This window comes from Curtobacterium sp. MCLR17_059 (genome assembly GCF_003234665.1).
GTDB classification, from domain to species: Bacteria; Actinomycetota; Actinomycetes; order Actinomycetales; family Microbacteriaceae; genus Curtobacterium; species Curtobacterium flaccumfaciens.
This window is the reverse complement of record NZ_QKSU01000002.1, coordinates 272,938-297,484: the sequence shown is the minus strand read 5'-3', so window position 1 is coordinate 297,484 and position 24,547 is coordinate 272,938. Positions and strand designations below refer to the sequence as shown.

The 24,547-nt window shown below is 72.1% G+C and carries 26 protein-coding genes; 2 read left to right on the top strand and 24 right to left on the bottom strand.

All coding sequences use genetic code 11. The features are described from left to right. Positions 1–16: 16 nt before the first annotated feature. The 11 genes from DEJ12_RS05180 to fmt all read right to left on the bottom strand — a co-directional run bounded on the left by DEJ12_RS05180 (position 17) and on the right by fmt (position 9,144). The gene (locus DEJ12_RS05180) at positions 17–256 is read right to left on the bottom strand and encodes an HGxxPAAW family protein (RefSeq protein WP_017887200.1); all 240 of its coding nucleotides are present in this window, start codon (positions 254–256) and stop codon (positions 17–19) included. Beyond that, on the bottom strand, positions 253–951 hold the full coding sequence (locus DEJ12_RS05175) for a Trp biosynthesis-associated membrane protein (protein ID WP_110858960.1): 699 nt from the start codon (positions 949–951) through the stop codon (positions 253–255). The genes DEJ12_RS05180 and DEJ12_RS05175 overlap by 4 nt, the downstream gene beginning before the upstream one ends. Beyond that, on the bottom strand, positions 948–2,492 hold the full coding sequence (locus tag DEJ12_RS05170) for an anthranilate synthase component I (RefSeq protein WP_111029264.1): 1,545 nt from the start codon (positions 2,490–2,492) through the stop codon (positions 948–950). The genes DEJ12_RS05175 and DEJ12_RS05170 overlap by 4 nt, the downstream gene beginning before the upstream one ends. Beyond that, positions 2,489–2,887: a phosphoribosyl-AMP cyclohydrolase gene (gene hisI, locus DEJ12_RS05165; RefSeq protein ID WP_110864563.1), complete on the bottom strand. Its 399-nt coding sequence runs from the start codon at positions 2,885–2,887 to the stop codon at positions 2,489–2,491. The genes DEJ12_RS05170 and hisI overlap by 4 nt, the downstream gene beginning before the upstream one ends. A gap of 25 nt (positions 2,888–2,912) precedes the next feature. After that, on the bottom strand, positions 2,913–3,668 hold the full coding sequence (hisF, locus tag DEJ12_RS05160) for an imidazole glycerol phosphate synthase subunit HisF (RefSeq protein ID WP_258370538.1): 756 nt from the start codon (positions 3,666–3,668) through the stop codon (positions 2,913–2,915). Between the two features lie 11 nt (positions 3,669–3,679). After that, positions 3,680–4,519, bottom strand: a complete 840-nt coding sequence (hisG, locus tag DEJ12_RS05155) for an ATP phosphoribosyltransferase (RefSeq protein WP_071403725.1) — start codon at positions 4,517–4,519, stop codon at positions 3,680–3,682. Positions 4,520–4,577: 58 nt separating this feature from the next. Further along, a complete protein-coding gene (locus DEJ12_RS05150) occupies positions 4,578–4,841 on the bottom strand; it encodes a phosphoribosyl-ATP diphosphatase (protein WP_027465728.1) in 264 nt (87 codons plus the stop codon). 101 nt (positions 4,842–4,942) lie between these two features. Continuing rightward, entirely contained in the window at positions 4,943–5,602 is a 660-nt protein-coding gene (gene rpe, locus DEJ12_RS05145; RefSeq protein WP_111029262.1) for a ribulose-phosphate 3-epimerase, read from the bottom strand. Between the two features lie 37 nt (positions 5,603–5,639). Then, on the bottom strand, positions 5,640–6,542 hold the full coding sequence (locus DEJ12_RS05140; protein WP_258370537.1) for an Abi family protein: 903 nt from the start codon (positions 6,540–6,542) through the stop codon (positions 5,640–5,642). 101 nt (positions 6,543–6,643) lie between these two features. Continuing rightward, positions 6,644–8,212: an RsmB/NOP family class I SAM-dependent RNA methyltransferase gene (locus DEJ12_RS05135; RefSeq protein WP_232750155.1), complete on the bottom strand. Its 1,569-nt coding sequence runs from the start codon at positions 8,210–8,212 to the stop codon at positions 6,644–6,646. Next, entirely contained in the window at positions 8,209–9,144 is a 936-nt protein-coding gene (fmt, locus tag DEJ12_RS05130) for a methionyl-tRNA formyltransferase (RefSeq protein WP_111029260.1), read from the bottom strand. Before fmt ends, DEJ12_RS05135 begins: the two co-directional genes overlap by 4 nt. Positions 9,145–9,278: 134 nt before the next feature. Here fmt and DEJ12_RS05125 point away from each other — a divergent pair, with 134 nt between their 5' ends. After that, entirely contained in the window at positions 9,279–9,608 is a 330-nt protein-coding gene (locus DEJ12_RS05125) for a hypothetical protein (RefSeq protein ID WP_111029259.1), read from the top strand. 14 nt (positions 9,609–9,622) lie between these two features. Then, the gene (locus DEJ12_RS05120) at positions 9,623–10,078 is read left to right on the top strand and encodes a DUF4383 domain-containing protein (protein ID WP_111029258.1); all 456 of its coding nucleotides are present in this window, start codon (positions 9,623–9,625) and stop codon (positions 10,076–10,078) included. 123 nt (positions 10,079–10,201) lie between these two features. On the opposite strand, the gene DEJ12_RS05115 is transcribed toward DEJ12_RS05120, so the two are convergent. Genes DEJ12_RS05115 through efp form a run of 13 tightly spaced genes read right to left on the bottom strand, consistent with a single transcriptional unit; the run spans position 10,202 to position 24,546 of the window. Next, complete coding sequence (locus DEJ12_RS05115) at positions 10,202–12,184, bottom strand: primosomal protein N' (protein ID WP_111029257.1); 1,983 nt, start codon at positions 12,182–12,184, stop codon at positions 10,202–10,204. An 8-nt stretch (positions 12,185–12,192) separates the two neighbouring features. Next, positions 12,193–13,404 carry a methionine adenosyltransferase gene (gene metK / locus DEJ12_RS05110; RefSeq protein WP_110858970.1) on the bottom strand — a complete coding sequence of 404 codons (1,212 nt, stop codon included), beginning with the start codon at positions 13,402–13,404 and terminating at the stop codon, positions 12,193–12,195. Positions 13,405–13,409: 5 nt separating this feature from the next. Next, positions 13,410–13,673, bottom strand: coding sequence for a DNA-directed RNA polymerase subunit omega (gene rpoZ, locus DEJ12_RS05105; RefSeq protein WP_017887186.1), 264 nt, complete (start codon positions 13,671–13,673; stop codon positions 13,410–13,412). Positions 13,674–13,700: 27 nt separating this feature from the next. Next, the gene (gmk, locus tag DEJ12_RS05100; protein ID WP_239001435.1) at positions 13,701–14,624 is read right to left on the bottom strand and encodes a guanylate kinase; all 924 of its coding nucleotides are present in this window, start codon (positions 14,622–14,624) and stop codon (positions 13,701–13,703) included. After that, a complete protein-coding gene (pyrF, locus tag DEJ12_RS05095; RefSeq protein ID WP_111029301.1) occupies positions 14,621–15,505 on the bottom strand; it encodes an orotidine-5'-phosphate decarboxylase in 885 nt (294 codons plus the stop codon). The genes gmk and pyrF overlap by 4 nt, the downstream gene beginning before the upstream one ends. Positions 15,506–15,516: 11 nt before the next feature. Next, the gene (gene carB, locus DEJ12_RS05090) at positions 15,517–18,810 is read right to left on the bottom strand and encodes a carbamoyl-phosphate synthase large subunit (protein WP_111029256.1); all 3,294 of its coding nucleotides are present in this window, start codon (positions 18,808–18,810) and stop codon (positions 15,517–15,519) included. Then, positions 18,810–20,009, bottom strand: coding sequence for a glutamine-hydrolyzing carbamoyl-phosphate synthase small subunit (gene carA, locus DEJ12_RS05085; RefSeq protein ID WP_111029255.1), 1,200 nt, complete (start codon positions 20,007–20,009; stop codon positions 18,810–18,812). The genes carB and carA overlap by 1 nt, the downstream gene beginning before the upstream one ends. Continuing rightward, a complete protein-coding gene (locus tag DEJ12_RS05080) occupies positions 20,006–20,569 on the bottom strand; it encodes a hypothetical protein (protein WP_111029254.1) in 564 nt (187 codons plus the stop codon). The genes carA and DEJ12_RS05080 overlap by 4 nt, the downstream gene beginning before the upstream one ends. Next, entirely contained in the window at positions 20,566–21,924 is a 1,359-nt protein-coding gene (locus DEJ12_RS05075; protein WP_111029253.1) for a dihydroorotase, read from the bottom strand. The genes DEJ12_RS05080 and DEJ12_RS05075 overlap by 4 nt, the downstream gene beginning before the upstream one ends. Beyond that, entirely contained in the window at positions 21,921–22,895 is a 975-nt protein-coding gene (locus DEJ12_RS05070; RefSeq protein ID WP_071403715.1) for an aspartate carbamoyltransferase catalytic subunit, read from the bottom strand. Before DEJ12_RS05070 ends, DEJ12_RS05075 begins: the two co-directional genes overlap by 4 nt. Beyond that, positions 22,895–23,494: a bifunctional pyr operon transcriptional regulator/uracil phosphoribosyltransferase PyrR gene (gene pyrR / locus DEJ12_RS05065; protein WP_017887177.1), complete on the bottom strand. Its 600-nt coding sequence runs from the start codon at positions 23,492–23,494 to the stop codon at positions 22,895–22,897. Before pyrR ends, DEJ12_RS05070 begins: the two co-directional genes overlap by 1 nt. Before the next feature lie 24 nt (positions 23,495–23,518). Continuing rightward, the gene (gene nusB / locus DEJ12_RS05060; RefSeq protein WP_111029252.1) at positions 23,519–23,971 is read right to left on the bottom strand and encodes a transcription antitermination factor NusB; all 453 of its coding nucleotides are present in this window, start codon (positions 23,969–23,971) and stop codon (positions 23,519–23,521) included. A gap of 11 nt (positions 23,972–23,982) precedes the next feature. Next, a complete protein-coding gene (gene efp / locus DEJ12_RS05055) occupies positions 23,983–24,546 on the bottom strand; it encodes an elongation factor P (protein WP_017887175.1) in 564 nt (187 codons plus the stop codon). Position 24,547 lies beyond the last annotated feature (1 nt).

Genomic DNA, 24,547 nt, shown 5'->3' with positions numbered 1-24,547 from the left:
CGGCATCGGGAGACCCCTACTCGCCGTGGTGCTTGGGGACGAACTTCGGACCGTCGACGCCGTAGCCGGCCTTCTTCATCACGCCACCGACGATGAGGCCGATGAGGACGACGCCAGCGGAGGCCCAGACGCCCCACGGCTGGTCGAACCAGAAGAACAGCGTGCCTGCCGCGAATCCGATCAGCATGATCACGACGGCGGTCCAGGCGGCCGGCGAGTGGCCTTCGCCGAGTTCTGCGGGCTCAGTGTTGCTCACGGTGCTCCTCGTTCTGCTCCGGCGTCGTCGGTCGAGCGACGCCCTGTCGATCCTACCGTGTCGTCACTCGGCGCCCCCGCGCCCGCGCCGTCGGCGGTGGTCGGGTCAACGCCCGCGCTCAGGTCGTCCCAGTCGACGACCGCGTCGCGCTGGACGGGTGCTGCTGCACGTGCTGCTGCGGCGGCTCCGGCGGTGGCGGCACCGTACTTCCGGCTCGGGCCGGGCCAGGCGCGCTGGACGACGATGACGACCACGCCGAGCAGCACGGCGAGCACGCCACCCGCGATCCCGACGGCGGGCCACGGGCTCACGGAGACGCTCGACACGACACCGCGGACGGCACCGAGGTCACTGACCCCGGCGACCTCGCCGACGGCACCGCGTGCGGCGGCGATGGGGTCGCCGAGGGCGGTGATGCCGCTGACGACCACGCCGAGGCCGAGCAGGATCTCGACGGCGGCGAGCACGATGCGCAGCACCCGTCCCGCGATGGTCATCGCCAGGAAGAGCGCGAGGCTCGCGATCGCCAGCGCGGTGTACTGCGGCACGACCGCCGCCCCGTCGGCCGAGACCGTCGAGGTGACGGCGGCACCCGCGTGCAGACGGACGGTGAACCAGGTCTGGGTCCAGGCGAGCATGATGACGCCGGCGACCAGCAGCCCGGCGACGACGACGATCGGACGCGAGCGCTTCACGAGCGGACCTCGCGCATCCGGTTGGCCGTGGCGACGGCACGCAGCGGGGCGGCGGCCTTGTTGACCGCCTCGACGTGCTCGGTCTCCGGGTCGGAGTCCGCGACGAGTCCGGCACCGGCCTGCACGCGGGCGACGCCGTCCTTGATCAGGGCGGTGCGGATCGCGATCGCCAGGTCGGCGTCACCGGCGAAGTCGAAGTACCCGACGACACCGGCGTACGCACCGCGCTTCGCCGGCTCGAGCTCGTCGATGATCTCGAGCGCACGCGGCTTCGGCGCGCCCGAGAGCGTGCCTGCCGGGAACGTCGCGCGGAACACGTCGATCGCCGAGGCGTCGGGACGCACCCGCCCCTCGACGCTCGACACCAGGTGCATGATGTGACTGAACCGCTCGACGGTCATGAACTCGGTGACGCTGACGGTGCCCGGCTCGCACACCTTCTGCAGGTCGTTGCGCGCGAGGTCGACGAGCATCAGGTGCTCGGCGCGCTCCTTCGGGTCGCCGAGCAGGTCCTCGCCGAGGTGGACGTCCGCTTCCGGGGTCGCACCGCGCGGGCGGGACCCGGCGATCGGGTGCGTGATGGCGCGGTCGCCCTGCACCTTGACCAGCGCCTCCGGCGATGCGCCGACGATCCAGAACCGCTCGTCGGCGGTGTCCGCGAGGGCGAGGAAGTACATGTACGGACTCGGGTTCAGCGTCCGGAGCACCCGGTAGACGTCGAGCGGGTCCGCCGTGACCTCGTGGTCGAACCGCTGCGAGATGACGACCTGGAACACGTCACCGTCGCGGATGAAGCCCTTCGAGCGCTCGACGGCCGCCATGTAGTCGGCCGGGCTCGTGCGGTGGGTGGGGGTCGGCTCGGCGATCTCGAAGGCCTCGGCCACGGTCGCGACGCTCGGCTGCACCAGGTCGCCCTGCATGCGGTCGAGTCGCTGCTGCGCGTCCGCCCAGAGGGTGTCCGCATCGTCGGTGCCGTCGTTCAGCACGCTCGCGACCAGCAGCACGAGACCGGTGCGGTGGTCGAGCGCGGCGAGTTCGGAGACGAAGGACAGCGCCTGTCCGGGCACGTCGAAGTCGGCCGGCGGCACGTTCGGCAGGTGCTCGAGCTGGCGCACGGCCTCCCACCCGATGAAGCCGACGGTGCCGCCGACGAGCGGCGGCGAGCCGGGCACGCGGGGCGTCGCCCAGCGCTCGTGCAACCGCGCCAGGACCTCGAGCGGGGCGCCGTCGAGCGATCCGACGGCACGCTCGGCGTCGATGCCGGTGTCGATCCAGGCCGCGCGGTCGCCCTCCTGGGTCAGGACGCCGAAGCTCCGCACGCCGACGAACGACCAGCGCGACCACAGGCCGCCCTGGCCGGCGGACTCGAGCAGGAAGGACCCGGGGCGGCCGTCGGCGAGCTTGCGGTAGACGCCGACCGGCGTCTCGCTGTCGCCGTACAGCGCACGGACGACCGGCAGGACACGGTGGTCGCCGAGCAGGCCGTCGAACTCCGGTCGGGAGGTCGTGTGCGGGGTCTCGGAGATCGTCGCGGTGGTCATCTGGTCGGCTCCACGGCCGTGTCCGCCGGGGCGGACATGGTCACGGGCGCGAGCGGGTCGACGTCGAAGCACCGGTGCGCACCGGTGTGGCACGCCGCCCCGACCTGCTGCACCGTGACGAGGAGCGTGTCGTCGTCGCAGTCCAGCGCGGCACCGCGGACGTACTGGGCGTGTCCCGACGTGTCGCCCTTCCGCCAGTACTCGTTCCGCGACCGCGACCAGAAGGTCACACGGCCTTCGGTGAGGGTGCGGCGGAGGGCTTCCCGGTCCATGTAGCCGAGCATGAGGACGTCCTTCGACGATTCCTCCTGCACGATGGCGGGGAGCAGGCCGTCCGCACCGAAGTGTGCGCGGTCGAGGACCGCCTCGGTGTCGGTGCTGGTGCTGTCGGTCATGAGGCTCCTAGCCTACGGCGGCGGATCAGCGGACGGCGTGGCCGGTCGCGCGGAGCGCGGCCTTGACGTCCCCCACGGTCATCTCGCCACGGTGGAAGACGCTGGCGGCGAGGACTGCATCCGCACCCGCGTCGACGGCCGGGGCGAAGTGCTCGACGCGACCCGCGCCTCCCGAGGCGATCACCGGGACGGACGAGACGGCGCGCACCGCGGCCACGAGTTCGAGGTCGAACCCGTTCTTCGTGCCGTCGGCGTCGATGGAGTTGACGAGCAGCTCCCCCGCGCCGCGCTCGACGGCCTCGCGTGCCCACGCGATGGCGTCGAGGTCGGACTCGGTCCGCCCGCCGTGGGTGGTGACCACGAAGCCCGAGGGCATCCGGTCGGAGCGCTTGACGTCGAGCGACAGCACGACGGCCTGGGCACCGAACCGGTCGGCGATCTCGCCGATGAGCTCGTGCCGGGCGATCGCTGCGCTGTTCACGCCGATCTTGTCCGCGCCGCACTGCTGCAGCCGCGAGACGTCGTCCACACTGCGCACCCCGCCGCCGACGGTGAGCGGGATGAAGACCTGCTCGGCCGTCCGGGTCACGGTGTCGTACATCGTCGCCCGGTTCTCGACCGTGGCGCCGACGTCCAGGAAGGTCAGCTCGTCGGCACCCTGGTCGTAGTACCGAGCCGCGAGCTCGACGGGGTCACCGGCGTCCTGCAGGTCCAGGAAGTTGACGCCCTTGACGACGCGGCCGCCCTTGACGTCGAGGCACGGGATGACCCGGACCGACACGCCACCGGGGGTCACAGGCGTGCGGCGTGGATCGGGCTGACGAGGATCGCCCGGGCGCCGAGGTCGTAGAGCGCGTCCATGATGAGGTTCGCGTCGTCGCGCGGGATCATCACGCGGACCGCGGCCCAGTCACGGTCGTGCAGCGGCGACACGGTGGGCGACTCGATGCCGGACGCCACCGCCGTCGCCTGCTCGAGCAGGGCCGTGGGGACGTCGTAGTCGAGCATCACGTAGCCACGGGCGACGAGGACGCCCTGCAGGCGTCGGCGCAGGACGTCGATACCCGGGATGGTCTCGTCGGTGGAGACGAGCACCGCGGTCGACTCGAGGATCACCGGGCCGAAGATCTCGAGGCCCGCCTGCCGGAGCGTGCTGCCCGTCGACACGACGTCGGCCACGGCATCGGCGACCCCGAGGCGCACGGCGCTCTCGACCGCACCGTCGAGCTTCACGAGCGTGGAGCTGACCCCGTGCTCGGCGAGGAACGCCCCGACCAGGCCGGGGTAGCTCGTGGCGACCCGGACGCCGTCGAGGTCCTGCAGCGAGCCGAACCGACCGGGCGTGCCGGCGAACCGGAAGGTGGAGTCGGCGAAGCCGAGCGCGTCGACCTCGTGTGCCTCGGACCCGGAGTCGAGCAGCAGGTCGCGGCCGGTGATGCCGACGTCGAGTGCGCCGGACCCCACGTACGTGGCGATGTCCCGCGGGCGGAGGAAGAAGAACTCGACGCCGTTGCGCTCGTCGAGCAGGTGCAGCGCCTTCGGGTCGCGGCGGCCGGCGTACCCGGCCTCCCGCAGCATGTCGGACGCGGTCTCGGACAGGGAGCCCTTGTTGGGCACGGCGATGCGGAGCATCAGTGGGTCTGCTTTCTGTGGGGTCGTCGGCGGTCGTCGGTGCGCCGGGCGGCGCTTCCTACAGATGTCGCCAGACGTCCGCCGGGGTGAGCCCCTTGGCGACCATGAGGACCTGGAGGTGGTAGATCAGCTGCGAGATCTCCTCCGAGGTGCGCTCGTCGCCCTCGTACTCGGCCGCCATCCAGACCTCGGCGGCTTCTTCCACGATCTTCTTGCCGATCTGGTGCACGCCGGCGTCCAGTTCGGCGACGGTGCCGGAGCCCTCGGGGCGCGTGCGCGCCTTCTCGGTGAGCTCCTGGAACAGGTCGTCGAACGTCTTCACGAGGTCCAGGCTACCGGTCTCCGCTGACGCTGCCGACGCACCGTCCGGACGGGAGGCAGTGGTCGCCCCGGTGACACCGGTACCGGCCGGCGCTCCCCCGGTCACGAGCGCGCCCGAGCGGCGGCCTCGCGCAGGTCGGCGATGCGCGCGGCGGGTTCGCCGCCGTACACCGCGGAGCCCGCGACCAGCGTGTCGGCACCGCTCCGGACGGCCTCGGGCACGGTGTCGACGGCGATCCCGCCGTCCACCTCGAGCCACACGTCGAGCCCGGAGGCATCGACGGCGGCGCGGGCGTCGGCGAGCTTCGGCATCACGGACGGCATGAAGGACTGGCCGCCGAACCCGGGCTCGACGGTCATGAGCAGGATCATGTCGTAGGCGTCGAGGTGGTGCAGCACCTGCGTGATCGGGGTGCCGGGCTTCACGGCGACGGCGGCGCGGGCACCGTTCGACCGGATCGCCGCGGCGGTCGCCACCGGGTCGTCGGCTGCCTCGAAGTGGAACGTGACGCTCGACGCACCCGTCTCGGCGTACTTCGGCGCGTTGCGGTCGGCGTCGGTCACCATCAGGTGGACGTCGAGCGGCACCGGCGACACCTGCTGCAGGCGCTGCACGATCGGCAGCCCGAGCGTCAGGTTCGGCACGAAGTGGTTGTCCATCACGTCGACGTGCACCAGGTCGGCGGTCTCGATGCGCTGGAGTTCGCGCTCGAGGTTCGCGAAGTCGGCGGACAGGATGCTCGGCGAGATGCGGATCGTCACCGGGCAAGCCTACCGGCGTGCCGCTGGAGGCCCGCGGTCATCGCCACAGCGACGTCGCGTTCCAGTCCACTGGCGCCCCCGTCTGCTCGAAGGGGACCAGTGCGATCGGCGGGTAGGCAGCCATCGCTCCGGCGAGCAGCCGGGACGGCCCGATGCCGCTGGCTTGGCGGAGGTACTGCACCAGCGTCAGCTGGCCGTAGGTCCGGTTCATCGCGTGGGCGGCGAGGTCGAGTCCGTCGTGCGTCCCTCCGCGCGGCAGGCGGGGGCGTTTCGGGTACACCCTGTTGAACAACCGGCCGTGGTGGGCACAGGCGTTGCGGACGACGTTCAGCGCACGGAGCCACGAGGAGAACTGCGGCGGTCTCAGCCCGAACGCTCCGGCGACCTCGGTCTGCACCAGCGGCGGTGCGAACCCGAAGAGCCGGCTCAGGCTCCCCCAGTCCATGAGCTCGACGGCGGCCCACACGGGCAGGGTCCCGCCGTAGGCGAGCCGGTGGTGCTCCACGAAGTCCTCTCGGGACCGCCCGACCTCACGGTCGTGGCGACGGCGCCAGTCGGCGTACTGGTCACCCGACCGGGCGAGCACGCCGAGCAGCGCCGGCTCCAGGTGGGCGCACGGATCGAGCCGCCCCAGTTCATGGCCGAGTGCGGCGCGGACGGCGAGTTCGATCGGCGCGATCGCGTCGAAGACCGTGGTCCGGAGGCGGGCGTCGAAGTCGGAGAGGGAGACCACGTCAGCGAGACGAGTGCCCGCCGCGAAGTCGTCGCTCCGGTGCCCGGACCGCAGTCGACGGAACGAGTACCAGTACCCACTGAGTCGGTAGTAGCTGACCCGCCGCAGCAGCTCGACCGCGGCGTCGTGGTCCCCGACGTCCATCCCGCGGGCCTCGAGCAACGCGACCTGTTGGCTTGTCGACCGGAACGCCTTGACCTCGCTCAACGCACCCCCACACGAAGAGGACCGGCCCTGGACCTGCTTTCGCAGGCGGAACCGGTCTTGTGGAACCAACATATCAGAAGCGTTCCAGCGGAGCAACCGCCTCAGTCGACGCGACGGAACAGCGCGATGAACATCGCGTCCGTCCCGATGCGGTGCGGCCACAGCTGCGCCGTGGCACCGTCCGCGATCTCGGGGTCGCGTGCGGCGACACCCCGGACGATCGTGGCGGTGTCGAGCTGCTCGAGCCGGTCCCCGTGCCGCCCCATCAGCGCGTCGACCTGCCCGCGGGTCTCGGCCAGGTGCGGCGAGCAGGTCACGTACGCCAGGGTCCCGCCCGGTGCGAGCACCCGGACGGCGGCGTCGAGCAGTTCGGTCTGCAGGGCCGCGAGCTCCTCGACGTCCTCGGGGAGCTTCCGCCAGCGAGCCTCCGGTCGGCGACGCAGCGCGCCGAGCCCGGTGCACGGGGCGTCGAGCAGGATGCGGTCGAAGGTCATCCCGGTGCCGTCGCGTCCGTACCGACGGGCGTCACCCTCGACGACCCGCACGTGGTCACCGAACACGCCGAGGGCGTTCCGCACGAGTCCGGCGCGGGCGGGCACGAGTTCGTTGGCGACCAGGGTCGCCCCGCCCTGCTGCGCCTCGGCGGCGAGCAGCGCGGCCTTGCCGCCGGGCCCGGCGCACATGTCGAGCCACCGCTCGCCCGCACGCACGTCCGACGAGCGGCTCAGCGCCAGCGCGGCGAGCTGCGAACCCTCGTCCTGCACGCGCAGGCGTCCGGCGGCGACGCCCGGCACGCGCGCCGGGTCGCCGCTGATGCCGCGGATGCCGACGGGCGACACCGGCGCGGCGTCCGCCTGCACGACGGGCTCGTCGGCCCGGACGGGAGGCACGGTGCCGGTCGCGCCGTCGGCCTCCGGTTCGTCGTCGGCGGGCACCAGGGCCGCAGGCACGTCGTCCGCACCGGTCGCGTCGGCGAACGCGGCATCGGTGTCGTCGTCCGGGGCGGTGCGGGCGGTCGCGGTGGCGATGTCCTCGTCGGTGGCGAGTCCGGGCAGGGCCGCGAGCTGCACCCGGGGTGCGGCGTTGTCGGCGGCGAGCAGGGCGGCGAGCTCGTCGCGCGAGCGTTCGGCGGCCAGGGCGTCGCGGAGCGCCGAGACGACCCAGACGGGGTGCGACCAGCGGGTGGCGAGCAGGGCGTCCCCGGCACGGCCCTCGGTGATCAGGGCGTCCCACTCCTGGTCGGTGCGGGCGGCGATCTTGCGCATCACGGCGTTCACGAACCCGGTCGCGCGGCGGGCACCGACCTCGCGGGCGAGCTCGACCGTGGCGTCGACGGCGGCGTGCGTCGGCGTGCGCATGGCGAGCAGCTGGTGCGCACCGAGGCGCATCACGTCGAGGACGTCCGCCTCGATGTTCTCGGCCCGGCGACCGGATGCCAGCGCGATGATCACGTCGTAGCGGCCGAGCATCCGGATCGACCCGTAGGTGAGCTCGGTCGCGAACCCGGCGTCGCGGGCGGTGAGCCCGGCGCGGCGGATGCGCGTCGGCAGCAGCAGGTTCGCGTAGGCGTCGTCGACCTGCACGGCGCGGAGCACGTCGAACGCCACGCGGCGGGCACTCGCCGGACGCGGGCCGCGGCGGGCACCCTGGGGCTTCGTCTGGGGGCTCATGCGAGGACCTTCCCGTCCAGTTCGCCGAGGCCACGGGCCCAGGCGGCGGCGTCCATCGCCTTCTTGCCCGCCGGCTGCACCTCGAGCAGCACCAGCGGGGTGTCGGCGGTCCCGACCAGCAGCCGACCGCCGTGGAGTGCGAGCGCACCGGGCGCGAGCGACGGGGCGGGGTCCTGCGTGCCTCCAGGCTCGATCGTGCTGCGGAGCAGCTTCACGCGGGTCTCGCCCAGGTGGGCGTACGCGCCGGGCTCGGGCGTGACCCCGCGCAGCCGCGCGTGCACGGAGGCGGCGGGCGCGGCGAAGTCGGTGCGGCCGTCGTCGATCGTGAGCTTCGGGGCGAGCGTGGGCTCGCCGGACTGCTCGGTCGCGACGGCGGTGCCGGCGGCGATGGCGTCCACGACGTCCGCCACCACGTCGGCGCCGACCTCGGCCATCGCCGCGAGGACCTCACCCGAGGTCGCTTCGGGGTCGATCTCGAAGGGCAGGGCGGCGTAGACCGGGCCGGCATCGAGCGACTCGACCAGCTGGAAGACCGTGGCGGCGGTCCGGGTGTCGCCAGCCATCACCGCACGCTGCACGGGAGCCGCACCGCGGTACGCCGGCAGGTCGGAGAAGTGCAGGTTGATCCACCCGTGCCGCGGGGCGTCGAGGGCTGGGCGGCGGAGCAGTGCGCCGTAGGCGACGATCACGCCGAGGTCGACGTCGAGGTCCGCGATCCGGGCGGTGACGGCGTCGTCGACACGCGAGGCCTCGATGACCGGCAGTCCGAGCTCCGCGGCGACGACGGCCACCGGGGTCGGGGTGAGGACACGCTTCCGGCCCTGCGGGGTGGCCGGCCGCGTGAGCACCGCGACGATCTGGTGGTCGGACGCCGCCAGACGGCGGAGGGTGGGGACGGCCGCAGCGGGGCTGCCGGCGACGACGAGACGCATGGGTTCGATCCTCCCACGCCGACGGCCCCACCCGACCCCGACCGCCTGTCCGGAGCACGCGGTGCTCGGCTCTGCCTGTGCACCAGCAGAGCGTGGGCTGCGTAGGTTCTGGCTGCATCGACGGAAGGAGCACCATGACCGACCGAGACCTGCCCATCCCGGACTTCGACCACGTCCCGCTCGGCAACCTGACGGAGCACCTGACGGCCCTCGACCGCGAACAGCTCCAGGTGCTGCTCGACCACGAGCACGCCCACGGCGCGCGGTTGCCGGTGCTGGAGCGGATCCGTCACCGGATCGAGGCCCTGGACGGCGGTGCGGAGCCGACCGGTTCCGTGCCGGAGCACCTCCCCGAGACGTCTGCGGGGGCCTCGGCACCCGCGGACGTCACGCCGGCCACCGCCGGTCCGACGATCAACCCGCCGTCCCACGGCGTGCCCACCAACCCCGCGCAACCGCGCTGAGATCAGGAGACACCATGAGCGACGTCACCACCGCCACCAACCGCTACGCCGGTTCGTCCGTCCAGAAGGCCGCCCTCGTGGTCGGCATCGTGTTCCTGCTCGTCGGGATCGCCGGGTTCGTCCCCGGCATCACGACCGGCGACCTGGCCGGGGCCGGACACGAGTCGATGGGCATGCTGCTCGGCATCTTCCAGGTGTCCGTGCTGCACAACATCGTGCACCTGCTGTTCGGCGTCGTCGGACTGCTCGCCGCCAACCGCGCCTCCGGCTCGCGGATGTACCTGGTGCTCGGCGGGATCGTCTACTTCGTGCTGTGGATCTACGGCCTGTTCACCGCCGGCCACAGCTCGGGTGCGAACTTCGTCCCGCTGAACAACGCCGACAACTGGCTGCACCTCGTCCTCGCCATCGGCATGGTCGCCCTCGGCGTCGTGCTGCCTCGCGAGCGTCGCCGGCCCGCCAACGCCTGACCGACCCGCACCAGCCGGTCGCCGCACGGCGGCAGACCCCGAACGACACCGCCGACGTCCCACGACGTCGGCGGTGTCGTTCTGCGTCGTGCAGCGCCCGGGCCCACACGGACCCGGGCGCGGTCAGACCTCGGAGAACGGCTCCGCGTCGTCCAACCGCACCCGCAGCGTCGGAGCGGCCCGTCGGCGGTTGCCGCCCTTGAGCACCCGCCGGGTCGACGAGCGCCGGATCACCTCGGCCTTGAGCGTCGCGGCGACCTCGGCCCCGTGCGCGTACGGGAACCGCACGATCGCCCGGACCGTGCCCGGCAACGTGTCGTCCTCGACCGGGACCGGGCCGAGCACCGGACCGACGACAGCGTCGCCGAGGGCCTCGACCGCAGCGGTGACGGCCTCGTCGGTGCCGGTCATCGTCGCCACCCGCACCGCCGGCGGGAAGTGGAGTTCGCGGCGGTCGGTGAGCTCGTCGTGCGCGGGACCGTCGAGCCGCCACAAGGCCATCGCCGACGCCAGCCGCCCACCGATCCCGACCAGGTACACCTCGGCCCCGGGAGCCGACTTCGCCGCCGCGTTCGTCCAGAAGCGCAGCACGTCCTCCTGCACCCGCAGCCCTTCGCGGGCGAGCATCTTCTCGCCGTCGAGCAGCAGCACGCAGGCGTACCCGCCCGGCACCGACGGCTCGGCCCCACGGGTGGCGACGACGACCGATGGCCTGGCGGGAACCTCGTCGAGCGGGCGGGAGCCGTCCGCGACGATGATCCGGGTGCCGGGGAACGCCCGCCCGAGCTCCTCCGCGGTGCGCTGTGCCCCCTGGCCGACCGGCTTCACGGTGCCGTTGCCGCACGTCGGGCAGCGGAACCCGACGGCCAGGGCGCCGCAGAACCGGCACTGGGGCGTGGCGCCGCGGTGCGGGCTGCCGAGCGGCCCGCCGCAGACCCGGCAGTGCGCGCGTTCGCCGCACTCGGCGCAGACCAACCCGGTGCCGAAGCCCGGGCTCGCGACCTGCACCAGGACGGCACCGTGCTGGCTGGCCTCGCGCGCGGCACGCCAGGCGGAGCTCGGGATGCGGGCCTGTGCGGCGAACCCCTCGGCCCCGGTCTGCTGCACGGTGGGGATGACCTTCGGCGTCTTCACGCGGTAGGGCACGACGTCCTGCAGCCAGTGCAGCTCCACCAGCCGTTGCACGTCGGTGCTGCGCGCGTGTGAGACGAACAGCAGCGCGGCCCCGGACTGGGCGGCCCGCACCAGGGCCACGTCACGCGTGTGCACGTAGGGCGCCCGCTGCTCGATGAACGAGGCGTCGCCGTCGTCCCACATCGCGATCAGGCCGAGCTCCGTCGCCGGCGCGTACATCGCCGTGCGGTTGCCGATCGCGACCACCGGGTGCGTGCGGGCCTGCAGCAGGGCCTTCGCGCGCTGCCCGTTCGTCTGTTTGGCGTCGAACCGCACCACCCGTTCCGGCGGCAGCACGGCGAGCAGGGCGCGCTCGAGGTCGATGACGTCGCGGAAGTCCGGCACGGCGATCACCGCGGACTGCTCGGCCGCCACCGTGTGTGCGGCGGCCTGGGCGAGCGTCGCGGCCCACCCCGGGACCCAGACCGGTGCGTCCGCGTCACCCACCGCCACGGGCTGGGGCACGGCGGCGACCGCGGCGCGCCCGCGCTCCGTCACCACGGCCTCCAGGACGCCGTCGGCGTAGCCGGTGACGGGCGGGGCGGTCACCGGCGGCGGCGACCACGCGGTGTCCCGGGCGAGCCAGGCCTTCTCGGCGCGCACCTGCCGCGGCGGCACGGCCAGGCGCAGGACGTCCGAGGCGACACCCGCGGCGCGGTCGGCGACGGCACGCGCGAGGGTCCAGATCTCCGGCGCGAGCACGGGCACCGGGGACAGCACGGCCTCGATCTGACTGAGTTCCCCCGGGTACTCGCCCTCGGTGACGATCTCGACCACGTAGCCGTCGGACATCCGGGCCCCGGTGCGCAGCGGCACCTTGACGCGGACCCCCGCGACGCAGTCGTCCTCGAGCTCGGCCGGCACCCGGTAGTCGAACAAACGGTCCAACTGCGGGAGCGGCGAGTCGAGGACGACGCGCGCGACGGTGGTCACGCGGTGCTTCAGACGGTCGCGGCGACGAGTCCTGCGGCGGCGCGGAGTTCCTCGACACGGTCGAGCTGCTCCCACGTGAACCCGGGGAGCTCACGGCCGAAGTGGCCGTAGGTCGCGGTCTGCGCGTAGATCGGTCGGAGCAGGTCGAGGTCGCGGATGATCGCGGCCGGACGCAGGTCGAAGACCTGGCGGATGGCGGCCTCGATCGTGGCGTCGTCGACGTGTCCGGTGCCGAAGGTCTCGACGTACAGCCCGACGGGCTTCGCACGGCCGATCGCGTAGGCGACCTGCACCTCGAGCCGGTCGGCGAGCCCCGCGGCGACCGCGTTCTTGGCGACCCAGCGCAGCGCGTACGCCGCCGAACGGTCGACCTTCGACGGGTCCTTGCCGCTGAACGCGCCGCCACCGTGACGGGAGGCCCCGCCGTAGGTGTCGACGATCACCTTGCGGCCGGTGAGCCCGGCGTCACCCTGGGGGCCGCCGATCTCGAAGCGACCGGTCGGGTTCACGATGACGTCGACGTGCGACGAGTCGAGGTCGACCAGGTCGAGGACCGGACGGATCACGTGCTCGGTGATCGCGGCGGTGAGCTCGTCGAGCGTGACGCTCGGCGAGTGCTGCGTGGAGAGCACGACGGTCTCGACGGTCTTCGGCACGACGCCGTCGTACCCGATGGTGACCTGGGTCTTGCCGTCCGGGCGCAGGAACGACAGCTCGCCCGACTTCCGGACCGCGGCCAGGCGCTCGGCCAGGCGGTGCGCCAGCCAGATCGCGACCGGCATGTACTCGGGGGTCTCGTTCGTCGCGAAGCCGAACATGATGCCCTGGTCGCCGGCGCCCTGACGGTCGAGCGGGTCGACCGCACCGGTGCGGGAGTCGAGCGACTCGTCCACACCCTGCGCGATGTCCGGCGACTGCGCACCGATCGAGACCTCGACACCACAGGTGGCACCGTCGAACGAGACGTCCGACGAGTTGTAGCCGATCCCGGTGATGACGTCACGGACGAGCTTGGGGATCTCGACGTAGCCGGAGGTCGTGACCTCGCCGGCGACGTGCACGAGCCCGGTGGTCACCATCGTCTCGACGGCGACGCGCGCGTTCGGGTCGACCGTGAGCAGTGCGTCGAGGATGCTGTCCGAGATCTGGTCGCAGATCTTGTCGGGGTGCCCCTCGGTCACCGACTCGGACGTGAAGAGGCGGAGAGCAGCTGCAGTCACCGGGATCAGTCGGTGGGCTGCTGCTGCTTGGTGACGGTGAGCTTGTCCTCGTTGATCTCGTGGAGCGCGACGGACAGCGGCTTGTCGTCGATCGTCGAGTCGACGAGCGGTCCGACGTTGTCGAAGAGCGAGCCCTCGTGCAGGTCGGCGTAGTAGTCGTTGATCTGGCGGGCGCGCTTCGACGCGAAGATGACGAGCGCGTACTTCGACTCGACCTTGCTGAGCAGGTCGTCGATGGGCGGGTCGATGATGCCCTGGGGGTTGGCCATGGTGTCTCCTCGAAGTCAGTGCACCCGTCAGGGCGCAGAGAACAAGTCTACGACCTCACGTGCCGCGGTGCCGACATCGGAGTTCACGATCCGCACGTCGAACTCGTCCTGCGCGGCCAGCTCGACCTTCGCGGTCTCGAGACGACGCGCCTGTTCCTCCGCGGATTCGGTGCCGCGGCCGATCAGCCGGCGCACCAGTTCCTCCCACGTCGGGGGCAGCAGGAACACGAGCACCGCCTCGGGCATGGCGTCGCGGACCTGCCGGGCGCCCTGCAGGTCGATCTCCAGCATGACCTTCTCGCCGGCGTCGAGCGCGCGGTCGATCGGCGGGCGCGGGGTGCCGTAGCGGTACGAGTTGTGGACGGTCGCCCACTCGAGCAGCTCGCGGTCGCGGATCATGCGGTCGAACTCGTCGTCGTCCACGAAGTAGTAGTGCACGCCGTCGACCTCGCCGGGGCGCGGCTTCCGGGTGGTGGCGGAGACGCTGAGGTTGACGTCCGGGTAGTGCTGTCGGATGTGCGCGCTGACCGTGCCCTTGCCGACCGCGGTGGGTCCGGCGAGCACGACGAGCTTCGAGGCGCCACGCTTGCGACCGCGGGCGGCGAGCCAGTCCGCCAGGGCGGTCCGCTGCCGGGTCCCCAGGCCACCGAGGCGCTTCGAGGGGGCGATCCGCAGGGTCCCCATGATCGCCTCGGCTCGTGCGGGGCCGATCCCCGGCAGGCTGACGAGCAGGTCACGGACCCGGAGCGAGCGTTCCGCCGAGGTCGTCTCGACCAGCGAGTCGTCCCAGGCGGCACGGGCGACGTCGAGTGCCGAGCGCTCCCCCGACGCGATCGCGGCCTTCACCGCGGCCCGGGCGCGTCGCGCGGCGACCGCGGCCTTCGCCGCAGCGACGCGGTCGACCTCTGGCGGGGTCCGGTGGGCGGGCAGGCCCTCGTGCTCGTCGGTCACGCTGCCGCCACCAGTGCGGTGCGGATGCGGTCCGCGCGGTCGGTGACGAGCGCCGCGACGCCGTCCGGACCGTCGGTCAGCAGGCCGCGCGACTCGCTCACGAGCACCTGCTCGGCACGCGCGCCGTACAGCGCACGGAGGTCCTCGATGCGGGCGCCCTGGGCACCGAAGCCCGGGGCGAGGACCGGCGCGGTGCCGATCGCGTCCGCGTCGATGCCGAAGTCGTCGAGGTGAAGGGTCGCGCCGAGCACGAGCCCGACGTCGCCGAGGGCCTGATCGCCCACGGACCGGTTGTCGTCTGCCACGTCCAAGACGATACCGGCCGCGACCGTCCGGCCGGTACGCGGTCCTTCCGCGAGCACCGCGGTCTGCAGCACACGGGCCTCGGGGTTGCTCGTCGCCGCGAGCACGAAGACCCCGGCACCGTTCCGGCGCGCGACGTCGATCGTGCCCCGGAGCGAGCCGTACCCGAGGTACGGCGACACCGTCATCGCGTCGGCCGCGAACGGCCCGTCGCGGTCCAGCCACGCCAGCGCGTAGTCGTCACCGGTGGTCCCGATGTCGCCCCGCTTCACGTCGGCGACGACCAGGAGGCCCGCATCGCGTGCCCGGCGGATCGTCGCGTCGAGCGCACGGTAGCCCGCGACCCCCGCCGCCTCGAAGAAGGCGACCTGCGGCTTCACGATCGCCGCGCGGCCGGCGGCCGCGTCGACCAGGGTGGCGCCGAACGCCGTCAGGCCCTGCTCGTCGCGGGCGAGCCCCCACGCCGCCAGGGTGGCGGCGTGGGGGTCGATCCCGACGCAGAGCGGTGAACGCTCCCCCATGGCGGACGCGAGGCGGTCGCCGAAGGAGGCCGGGCCTCCTGACCGGGTCGTTGCCATGCTGGCAGCCGTCACCAGGTTGCGCGCTCGAGCGCGTAGTCCTGCAGGCTGCGGACGTTGAGCGGCGAACCGATCGTCTCGATCGCCGCGACGGCCGCCCCGATCTGCGCGATCGTCGTGAACAGCGGCTTGTCCGCCGCGACCGTGGCCGCGCGGATCTCGTACCCGTCCGCACGACCGGCGGCACCCGACGGCGTGTTGATGACGATGTCGACCTCGCCCCTGGCGAGCAGGTCGACGACGCTCTCGCCGCCCTGGCTGTACTTGCCGACGATCCCGACCTCGATGCCGTTGCGGCGGAGGATCTCGGCCGTGCCCTCGGTCGCGATGATCGTGAAGCCGAGCTGCTGCAGGCGGTGCACCGGCAGCACGATCGCGCGCTTGTCGGTGTCGGCGACGCTCACGAAGACCGTGCCGCTGGTCGGCAGGCCGCCGTACGCGGCGTCCTGCGACTTGAGGAACGCCCGCGGGAAGTCGCGGTCGATGCCCATGACCTCGCCGGTGGAGCGCATCTCGGGGCTGAGCACCGAGTCGACGACCTGGCCCTCGCGGGTGCGGAAGCGACGGAAGGGCAGCACGGCCTCCTTCACGGCGACGGGCGACTGCGCGGGCACGAACGCCCCGTCACGCTCGGGCAGCATGCCCTCGGCGACGAGCTCGGCGACCGTGGTGCCGGTCATGATGCGGGACGCGGCCTTGGCCAGCGGGATGCCGAGCGCCTTCGAGACGAAGGGCACCGTGCGGCTGGCGCGCGGGTTCGCCTCGAGGACGTAGAGCACGCCGGCGCCGATGGCGAACTGGACGTTGAGCAGGCCCTGCACGCCGATGCCGCGGGCGATCTTCTCGGTCGCGTCGACGACGCCCTGGATCTCCGCGCGGCCGAGACCGACCGGGGGCAGGGTGCAGGCCGAGTCGCCGGAGTGGATGCCGGCCTCTTCGAGGTGCTCCATGATGCCGCCGATGTAGAGCCGCTCGCCGTCGAAGAGCGCGTCGACGTCGATCTCCACGGCGTCGTCCAGGAACCGGTCGACCAGCAGCGGGAGCTCCGGGCCGATGATCGCCTGGTCGGCCATCCGGTCGAAGTAGTCCGCGAGCGACGGGGAGTCGTAGAGGATCTCCATGCCGCGGCCGCCGAGCACGAACGACGGACGGACGAGGACGGGGTACCCGATCTCCTCGGCCACCGTGGTCGCGCTCGGCAGGTCGTGGGCGGTGCCGTTCCGCGGTGCGAGCAGGCCGGCGGCGTCGAGGATGGCGGAGAACTGCCCGCGCTCCTCGGCCGAGTCGATCGCGGTGGGGCTGGTGCCGAGGATCGGGATGCCCGCGGCCTCGAGCGGCTTCGCCAGGCCGAGGGCGGTCTGGCCACCGAGCTGCACGACGACGCCGACGAGTTCGCCGGAGGCGGCCTCGGCCTCGATGACCTCGAGGACGTCCTCGGCCGTCAGCGGTTCGAAGTACAGGCGGTCCGAGGTGTCGTAGTCGGTCGACACGGTCTCGGGGTTGCAGTTGATCATGATCGTCTCGAACCCGGCCGCGCTCAGCGCGAAGGACGCGTGCACGCAGGAGTAGTCGAACTCGACGCCCTGTCCGATTCGGTTCGGGCCGGAGCCGAGGATGACGACCTTCTTGCGGTCGCTCGGCGTGATCTCGGTCTCGGTGTCGTACGAGGAGTAGTGGTACGGCGTCAGGGCGGGGAACTCGCCGGCGCAGGTGTCGACCGTCTTGAAGACCGGTCGGATGCCCTGGGCGTGCCGCTCGTCACGGACCTGCTGCTCGGAGACCGGTGCCGCGTCCGTGCTGCGCAGGCTCGCGATCTGGGTGTCGCTGAAGCCGTGCTCCTTCGCCCAGCGCATCGTGTCCGCGTCGAGGGTCTCGGCGGCCCGGACCTCGTCCGCGACCTCGTTGATGAGCACGATCTGGTCGATGAACCAGGGGTCGATCTTGGTGGCCTCGAAGACCTCGTCCGCGGTGGCGCCCGCGACCAGCGCCTGCTGGACCGTGACGATGCGGCCGTCGGTCGGGATCGACGACTTCGCCAGCAGGGCGTCCTTGTCGAGCTCGGCCGCCGGGGTGTCCCAGTGGAAGCTCGACCCGCGCTTCTCGAGCGAGCGCAGCGACTTCTGCAGGGCGGTGGCGTAGTTCCGGCCGATGGCCATCGCCTCGCCGACGCTCTTCATCGTCGTGGTGAGGGTGGCGTCGGCGGCCGGGAACTTCTCGAACGCGAACCGCGGGGTCTTCACGACCACGTAGTCGAGCGTCGGCTCGAAGCTCGCCGGGGTGACCTTCGTGATGTCGTTCTCGATCTCGTCGAGTCGGTAGCCGATCGCGAGCTTCGCGGCGATCTTGGCGATCGGGAAGCCCGTGGCCTTCGACGCGAGGGCCGACGAGCGGGACACGCGGGGGTTCATCTCGATGACGATGACGCGGCCGTTGGACGGGTCGACGGCGAACTGGATGTTGCAGCCACCGGTGTCGACGCCGACGCGACGGATGATGTCGATGCCGATGTTCCGCATGTTCTGGTACTCGCGGTCGGTCAGGGTCAGCGCGGGGGCGACCGTGATCGAGTCACCGGTGTGGACACCGACCGGGTCGACGTTCTCGATGGAGCAGATGACGACGGTGTTGTCGTAGTTGTCGCGCATCAGCTCGAGCTCGTACTCCTTCCAGCCGAGGATGGACTCCTCGAGCAGGACCTCGGTCGTCGGGCTGGACTGCAGCCCGTCGCCGACGAAGCGGACGAGTTCGGCCTCGTTGTAGGCGAAGCCCGAGCCGAGGCCGCCCATGGTGAAGGACGGGCGGACGACCAGCGGGTACCCGAGGTCCTTCGCGAACTCCTTCGCTTCCTCCAACGTGTGCGCGATGTGGCTGCGGGCGACGTCGGCACCGGACTCGAGCACGAGCTCCTTGAAGAGCTGGCGGTCCTCGCCGCGCTGGATCGCCTCGACCTTGGCGCCGATGAGCTCGACGCCGTGCTTGGCGAGGATGCCGGCCTCGTCGAGCGCGATGGCCGCGTTCAGGGCCGTCTGGCCGCCGAGGGTCGGCAGGACCGCATCCGGCTTCTCGATGCGGATGATCTCCTCGAGCGACGCGTTCGTGATCGGCTCGATGTAGGTCGCGTCGGCGAAGTCCGGGTCGGTCATGATCGTCGCCGGGTTCGGGTTGACCAGGATGACCCGGACGCCCTCGGCCCGGAGGACCCGGCACGCCTGGGTGCCGGAGTAGTCGAACTCCGCGGCCTGACCGATGACGATCGGGCCGGAGCCGATGACGAGGACGGAGTTGATGTCTGCACGCTTGGGCATCAGTTCGCTTCCTTGGTGATGTCTGCTGCGGGGGTCGTGGCGTCGGCGGTGGCCGCGTCGAGCGGCTCCCCGTCGCGACGCTCGCGCACCATGTCCGCGAACCGGTCGAAGAGGTACATGCTGTCGTGCGGTCCGGCGGCGGCCTCGGGGTGGTACTGCACGCTGAACGCCGGCACGTCGAGCGCGCGGAGGCCCTCGACCACGTTGTCGTTCAGCGAGTAGTGCGAGACCTCGACCCGACCGAACCCGGCTGGGGACTCGAGGACCTCGCCGAGGGGCGCGTCGACCGCGAAGCCGTGGTTCTGGCTCGTGATCTCGACCTTGCCCGTGGTCGTGTCGAGCACCGGCTGGTTGATGCCGCGGTGGCCGAAGGGCAGCTTGTAGGTGCCGAAGCCGAGCGCGCGGCCGAGCAGCTGGTTGCCGAAGCAGATACCGAAGAAGGGGCGGCCGGTGCGCAGGCTGTCCTGCAGCAGCTCCACCTGTGCGTCCGACGCGGCGGGGTCGCCGGGGCCGTTCGAGTAGAACAGGGCGTCCGGTGCGAGGGCTTCCAGCTCCGCAGCGGAGATGCCCTGCGGCACCACGTGCACCTCGAAGCCGCGGGCCGCGAGGTACCGGGTGGTCGAGGCCTTCACGCCGAGGTCGAGCACGGCCAGGGTGCCGATCTGCTCGCCGACGGCGGGGACGACGTAGGTCTCCGGGGTGGACACGACCGCCGAGAAGCTCGCGCCGGCCATCGTCGCCTGCGACACGACCGCGTCCAGCTGCGACTCGGCCGACAGCGCCGCGTCCGCACCGCTGAAGACGCCGCCCTTCATGGCGCCGGCGTCACGGATGCGGCGGGTGAGTGCGCGGGTGTCGATGCCGGAGATGCCGACGATGCCGTCGCGCACCAGGTGGTCGTCGAGCGTGGCGTTCGCGCGGTGGTTCGACACCACGCGGCTGGGGTCGCGCACCACGTACCCGGCGACCCAGATGCGACGGGACTCGGGGTCCTCGTCGTTCACCCCGGTGTTGCCGATGTGCGGCGCGGTCTGCACCACGATCTGTCCGGCGTAGGAGGGGTCGGTCAGCGTCTCCTGGTAGCCGGTCATGCCGGTCGCGAAGACCACCTCGCCGAGCGTGCGCCCACGGGCGCCGTAGGCCCAGCCGTCGTACCGGGTGCCGTCTTCGAGGACCAGGACGGCCCGTTCGCGTGTCATGCTTTCTTCCCTTCGCCCGCGGTTCGCGGAGCATCGGCCGCAGTCGCCTGCGGCCCGGTCTCGGTCAGTCCCTGCAGGGCGTGCAGCGCGGCTGCGTCGCCCTCCGGGAACCGGAAGTAGGTGTCCAGGTCCGTCGCACCTGCGGCGCCGGTCGCCGTCCATCGCAGACGGACCAGTCCCCCGGGTTCGACCACCCGGTCGATCGCCCACGTGGAGCGGTCGGCGCCGCGGACCGCGTCACGCGCGATCCAGCGGTCGTCGGTACCGGCGAGGCGCATCACCACGCCGGTCGCGTGGACCGTCACCCCGCCGCGGCCGCGGAACCCGAAGCCGCCTGCGGTGATGCGTTCCAACGGCTGGTCGGCGCGGGTCGTCGCGACGGTGAACCCGTCCCACGACCCGACCTCCGGTGCCAGGTCGGCCGGCACGCGGACTGGAGGCACGGCTTCCGCCTGTTTCCTGGTCCGCGTCCGCCAGGTGCGCGCCATCGCGACGAACAGGGCGGCGACCGCGAGCAGGATCACCGCGCCGAGGAGCCAGCGCTGCGCGTCGCCGCTCATGCGCGCGCCCCTGTCCGGAGCGCCGCGGCGTGCGCCGCGATCGTGTCCGCGTCGGCGACCCGGCCGTCGAGCACCGTCGCGTACCCCTGGTGGAAGGTGGCGACGACCCGGCCGGGCAGCGTCATGCCGAGGTACGGCGAGTTCTGCGATTGCCCGGCGAGGTCGGTGACCGCGAACTCGCGGCTGGCCGACGGGTCGTAGAGCGTGATCTCGGCGGGTGCTCCCTCGGCGATGCGCTGCCCGTGCCCCTCGACCTGGCCGATCCGCGCCGGCGCCTCGGACAGCACCCGGGCGACGTCGGCCCAGTCGAGCCGGCCGTCGTCGACCACGGCGGACTGCACCACGCTCAGCGCCGATTCGAGGCCGACCATGCCGTTCGCGGCGGCGGGCCACTCGCAGCACTTCGCCTCGGCGGTGTGCGGCGCGTGGTCGGTCGCGACGATGTCGATGGTGCCGTCGGCCAGGGCCGCGCGGAGCGCCTCGACGTCCTCGCGGGCGCGGAGCGGCGGGTTCACCTTGTAGCGGGCGTCGTAGCCGGGCGCACCGTCGTGGCCGGCGATGAGGTCCTCGGTGAGCACCAGGTGGTGCGGGGTGACCTCGGCCGTGACGTCGATGCCGCGGGACTTCGCCCACCGGATCACCTCGACGCTGCCGGCCGTCGAGACGTGGCAGACGTGCAGACGTGCTCCGACGTGGTCGGCGAGCAGGACGTCGCGGGCGATGATCGCCTCTTCCGCGACGGCGGGCCACCCGGCGAGGCCGAGCTCCGAGGACAGCCGGCCCTCGTTCATCTGCGCGCCGATGGTCAGCCGGGGCTCCTGGGCGTGCTGCGCGAGCACCCCGCCGAAGCCCTTGATGTACTCGAGGGCGCGGCGCATGAGCAGCGGGTCCGCGACGCAGGAACCGTCGTCGGAGAAGACCCGGACCTTCGCCCGGCTCGTCGCCATGGCGCCGATCTCGGACAGGTGCGTGCCCTGCAGCCCCTGCGACACGGCGCCGATCGGGCGGACCGTGACGTAGCCCGCGTCGTCACCGAGGGCCTGGACCTGCTCGACGACCCCGGCGGTGTCGGCGACGGGGCTCGAGTTCGCCATGGCGTTCACGGCGGTGAAGCCACCGGCGGCCGCGGCACGCGAGCCGGTGAGGACGGTCTCGGACTCCTCGTGCCCGGGCTCGCGCAGGTGCGTGTGGAGGTCCACGAGACCGGGCAGCGCGATGAGGCCGTCCGCGTCCACGGCGGTGGCGCCGGCGGTGTCGAGACCGGACCCGACCGCGGTGATGCGCCCGGCCTCCAGACGGATGTCGGCACGCGAGCCGTCGACCAGCTGCGCGCCACGGATCAGGTGAGCGGTCATGCGGCGGACTCCTTCGCGTCGGTGCCGGTTCCGGCACTGCCCGTCAGGGCGAGGTAGAGGACGGCCATCCGGACCGAGACGCCGTTCTCGACCTGCTCGACGACCGTCGAACGGGGGTCGTCGGCGGCGACGCCGGCGATCTCGAGCCCGCGGTTCATCGGACCGGGGTGCATGATCAGCGTGCGCTCGGACAGCCGACCGAAGCGCGCCGCCGTCAGACCCCAGTGCCGCGTGTACTCGCGCGGGTTCGGGAAGAAGGCGTCGTTCATCCGCTCCTGCTGGATGCGGAGCGTCATGACGACGTCCGGGTCCTCGGCCAGGGCGGTGTCGAGGTCGTGGTGCACCGCGGCGCCGAACGGCGACGGGGTGGCGGGCAGCAGCGTCGGCGGCGCGGCGAAGGTCACGCTCGCGCCGAGGGTGCGGAGCAGCCAGGCGTTCGACCGGGCGACCCGGCTGTGCAGCACGTCGCCGATGATCAGGACGCGCACGCCGTCGAGGCCCTGGCCGCGCGAGCCGGCACCGTGCAGGCGGCGGCGCATGGTGAAGGCGTCGAGCAGCGCCTGCGTCGGGTGTTCGTGCGTGCCGTCACCGGCGTTGACCACCGGCACGTCGATCCAGTCGGCGTCGGCGAGCACCCGCGGCGCGCCCGATGCACCGTGGCGCATGACGATGCCGTCGATGCCCATCGCGCCGAGGGTCTGCACGGTGTCCTTCAGGGATTCGCCCTTCGAGACGCTCGAGCCCTTCGCGGCGAAGTTGAGGACGTCGGCGGACAGGCGTTTCGCGGCGGCCTCGAACGAGATGCGCGTGCGCGTGGAGTCCTCGAAGAACAGGTTCACCACGGTCTTGCCGCGCAGGGCCGGGAGCTTCCGGACCTCGCGCGTGTTGACCTCGGCCATCTCCTCGGCGACGTCGAGGATGTGGACGGCCTGGTCGCGGGACAGGTCGGCGGTGGAGAGCAGGTGCCGCATCACGCCACCCCCTGCTCGATGAACACTGTGTCGTCGCCGTCGGTCTCGGCCAGGTGCAGCGTGACCCGCTCGTCGGACGCCGTCGGCAGGTTCTTGCCCACGTGGTCCGCACGGATCGGCAGCTCGCGGTGGCCGCGGTCGACGAGCACGGCGAGCCGGACGGCACGCGGCCGCCCGATGCCCTGCAGCGCGTCGAGCGCGGCGCGGACGGTGCGACCGGAGTACAGCACGTCGTCGACGAGCACGACGACCTTGCCGTCGATGCCGCCGGCGGGGATCACCGTCCGGTGCGGCGCGCGGCCGATGCCGTGGCCGAGGTCGTCGCGGTGCATGGTGACGTCGAGCGTGCCGACACGCTCCGTCCCGATGCCACCGGCGGCCGAGGACCACTCCGGCTCGATGCCGGCCAGGATCCGGCCGAGGCGTTCCGCCAGGACGGCGCCGCGGGTCGGGATGCCGAGGAGCACGAGGTCCGAGCCCCCGTGGTTGGCTTCGAGGATCTCGTGCGCGATGCGTGTCAGGGCACGCGTGATGTCGGGCTGTTGCAGGACCGTTCTGGTTCCCACGTCGACCCCCTTCCCCGCCTCACTGGACGGCATTAAAGGATGCTGACGTGGTCAACCCTACCGGGACTCCTGGTCTCTTGCGACCGTCCGACCGGACGGTGCACGACCGCCGGCGACGGCCCCGAGCACGCCGTTGACGAAGCCGGCGGAGTCCTCGGTGGACAGCGACTGCGCGAGCTCGACCGCCTCGGCGATCGCGACGGCGTCGGGCACCTCCGGGTTGAACCGGAGCTCCCACACGGCCATCCGCAGGATGCAGCGGTCGAGGACCGGCATCCGGGCGATCGACCAGCCCTGGGCGTGGTCGACGATGACGGAGTCGATCTCGTGACGGGCGTCGTCGACACCCGTGACGATCTGGCGGGCGTAGTCCCAGCTGGAGGCACGCTCCGGCTGGTCCAGGTGCCGGACCGTCTCGGTGGCGAGCACGTCCGCGATCGGCAGCTCACGCACCTCGGCGACGTACAGCATGTCGAGGGCGCGCTTGCGGGCCTTCGAACGAGCACTCATACGGTCAGCGCCTAGGAGTTGACGCGGCCGAGGAAGCTGCCGTCGCGCGTGTCGATCTTCACCAGGGTGCCGCTCTCGAGGTACAGCGGGACCTGGATGCGGTGGCCGGTCGCGATGATGGTCGCGTCCTTGGTGCCGCCGGAGGAGCGGTCGCCCTGCAGGCCGGGCTCGGTCTCGACCTCGGTGACGATCGACGTCGGGAGCTCGACGTACAGCGGGTTGCCCTCGTTCATCGCGATGGTGACCATCGCGGACTCGAGCAGGTAGTTCTTGGCGTCGCCGACCACGGTCGCGGAGACCGGGATCTGGTCGTACGTGTCGGTGTCCATGAACACGTAGGAGTCGCCGTCCTCGTAGAGGAACTGGTAGTCACGACGGTCGACGACGGCGGTGTCGATCTTCGCGCCGGCGTTGAACGTGCGGTCGACGACCTTGCCGGAGACGACGTTCTTGAGCTTCGTGCGGACGAACGCGCCGCCCTTGCCCGGCTTGACGTGCTGGAACTCGACGACCGACCACAGCTGGCCGTCGATGATGAGAACGGCGCCGTTCTTGATGTCTGTGGTACTGGCCATG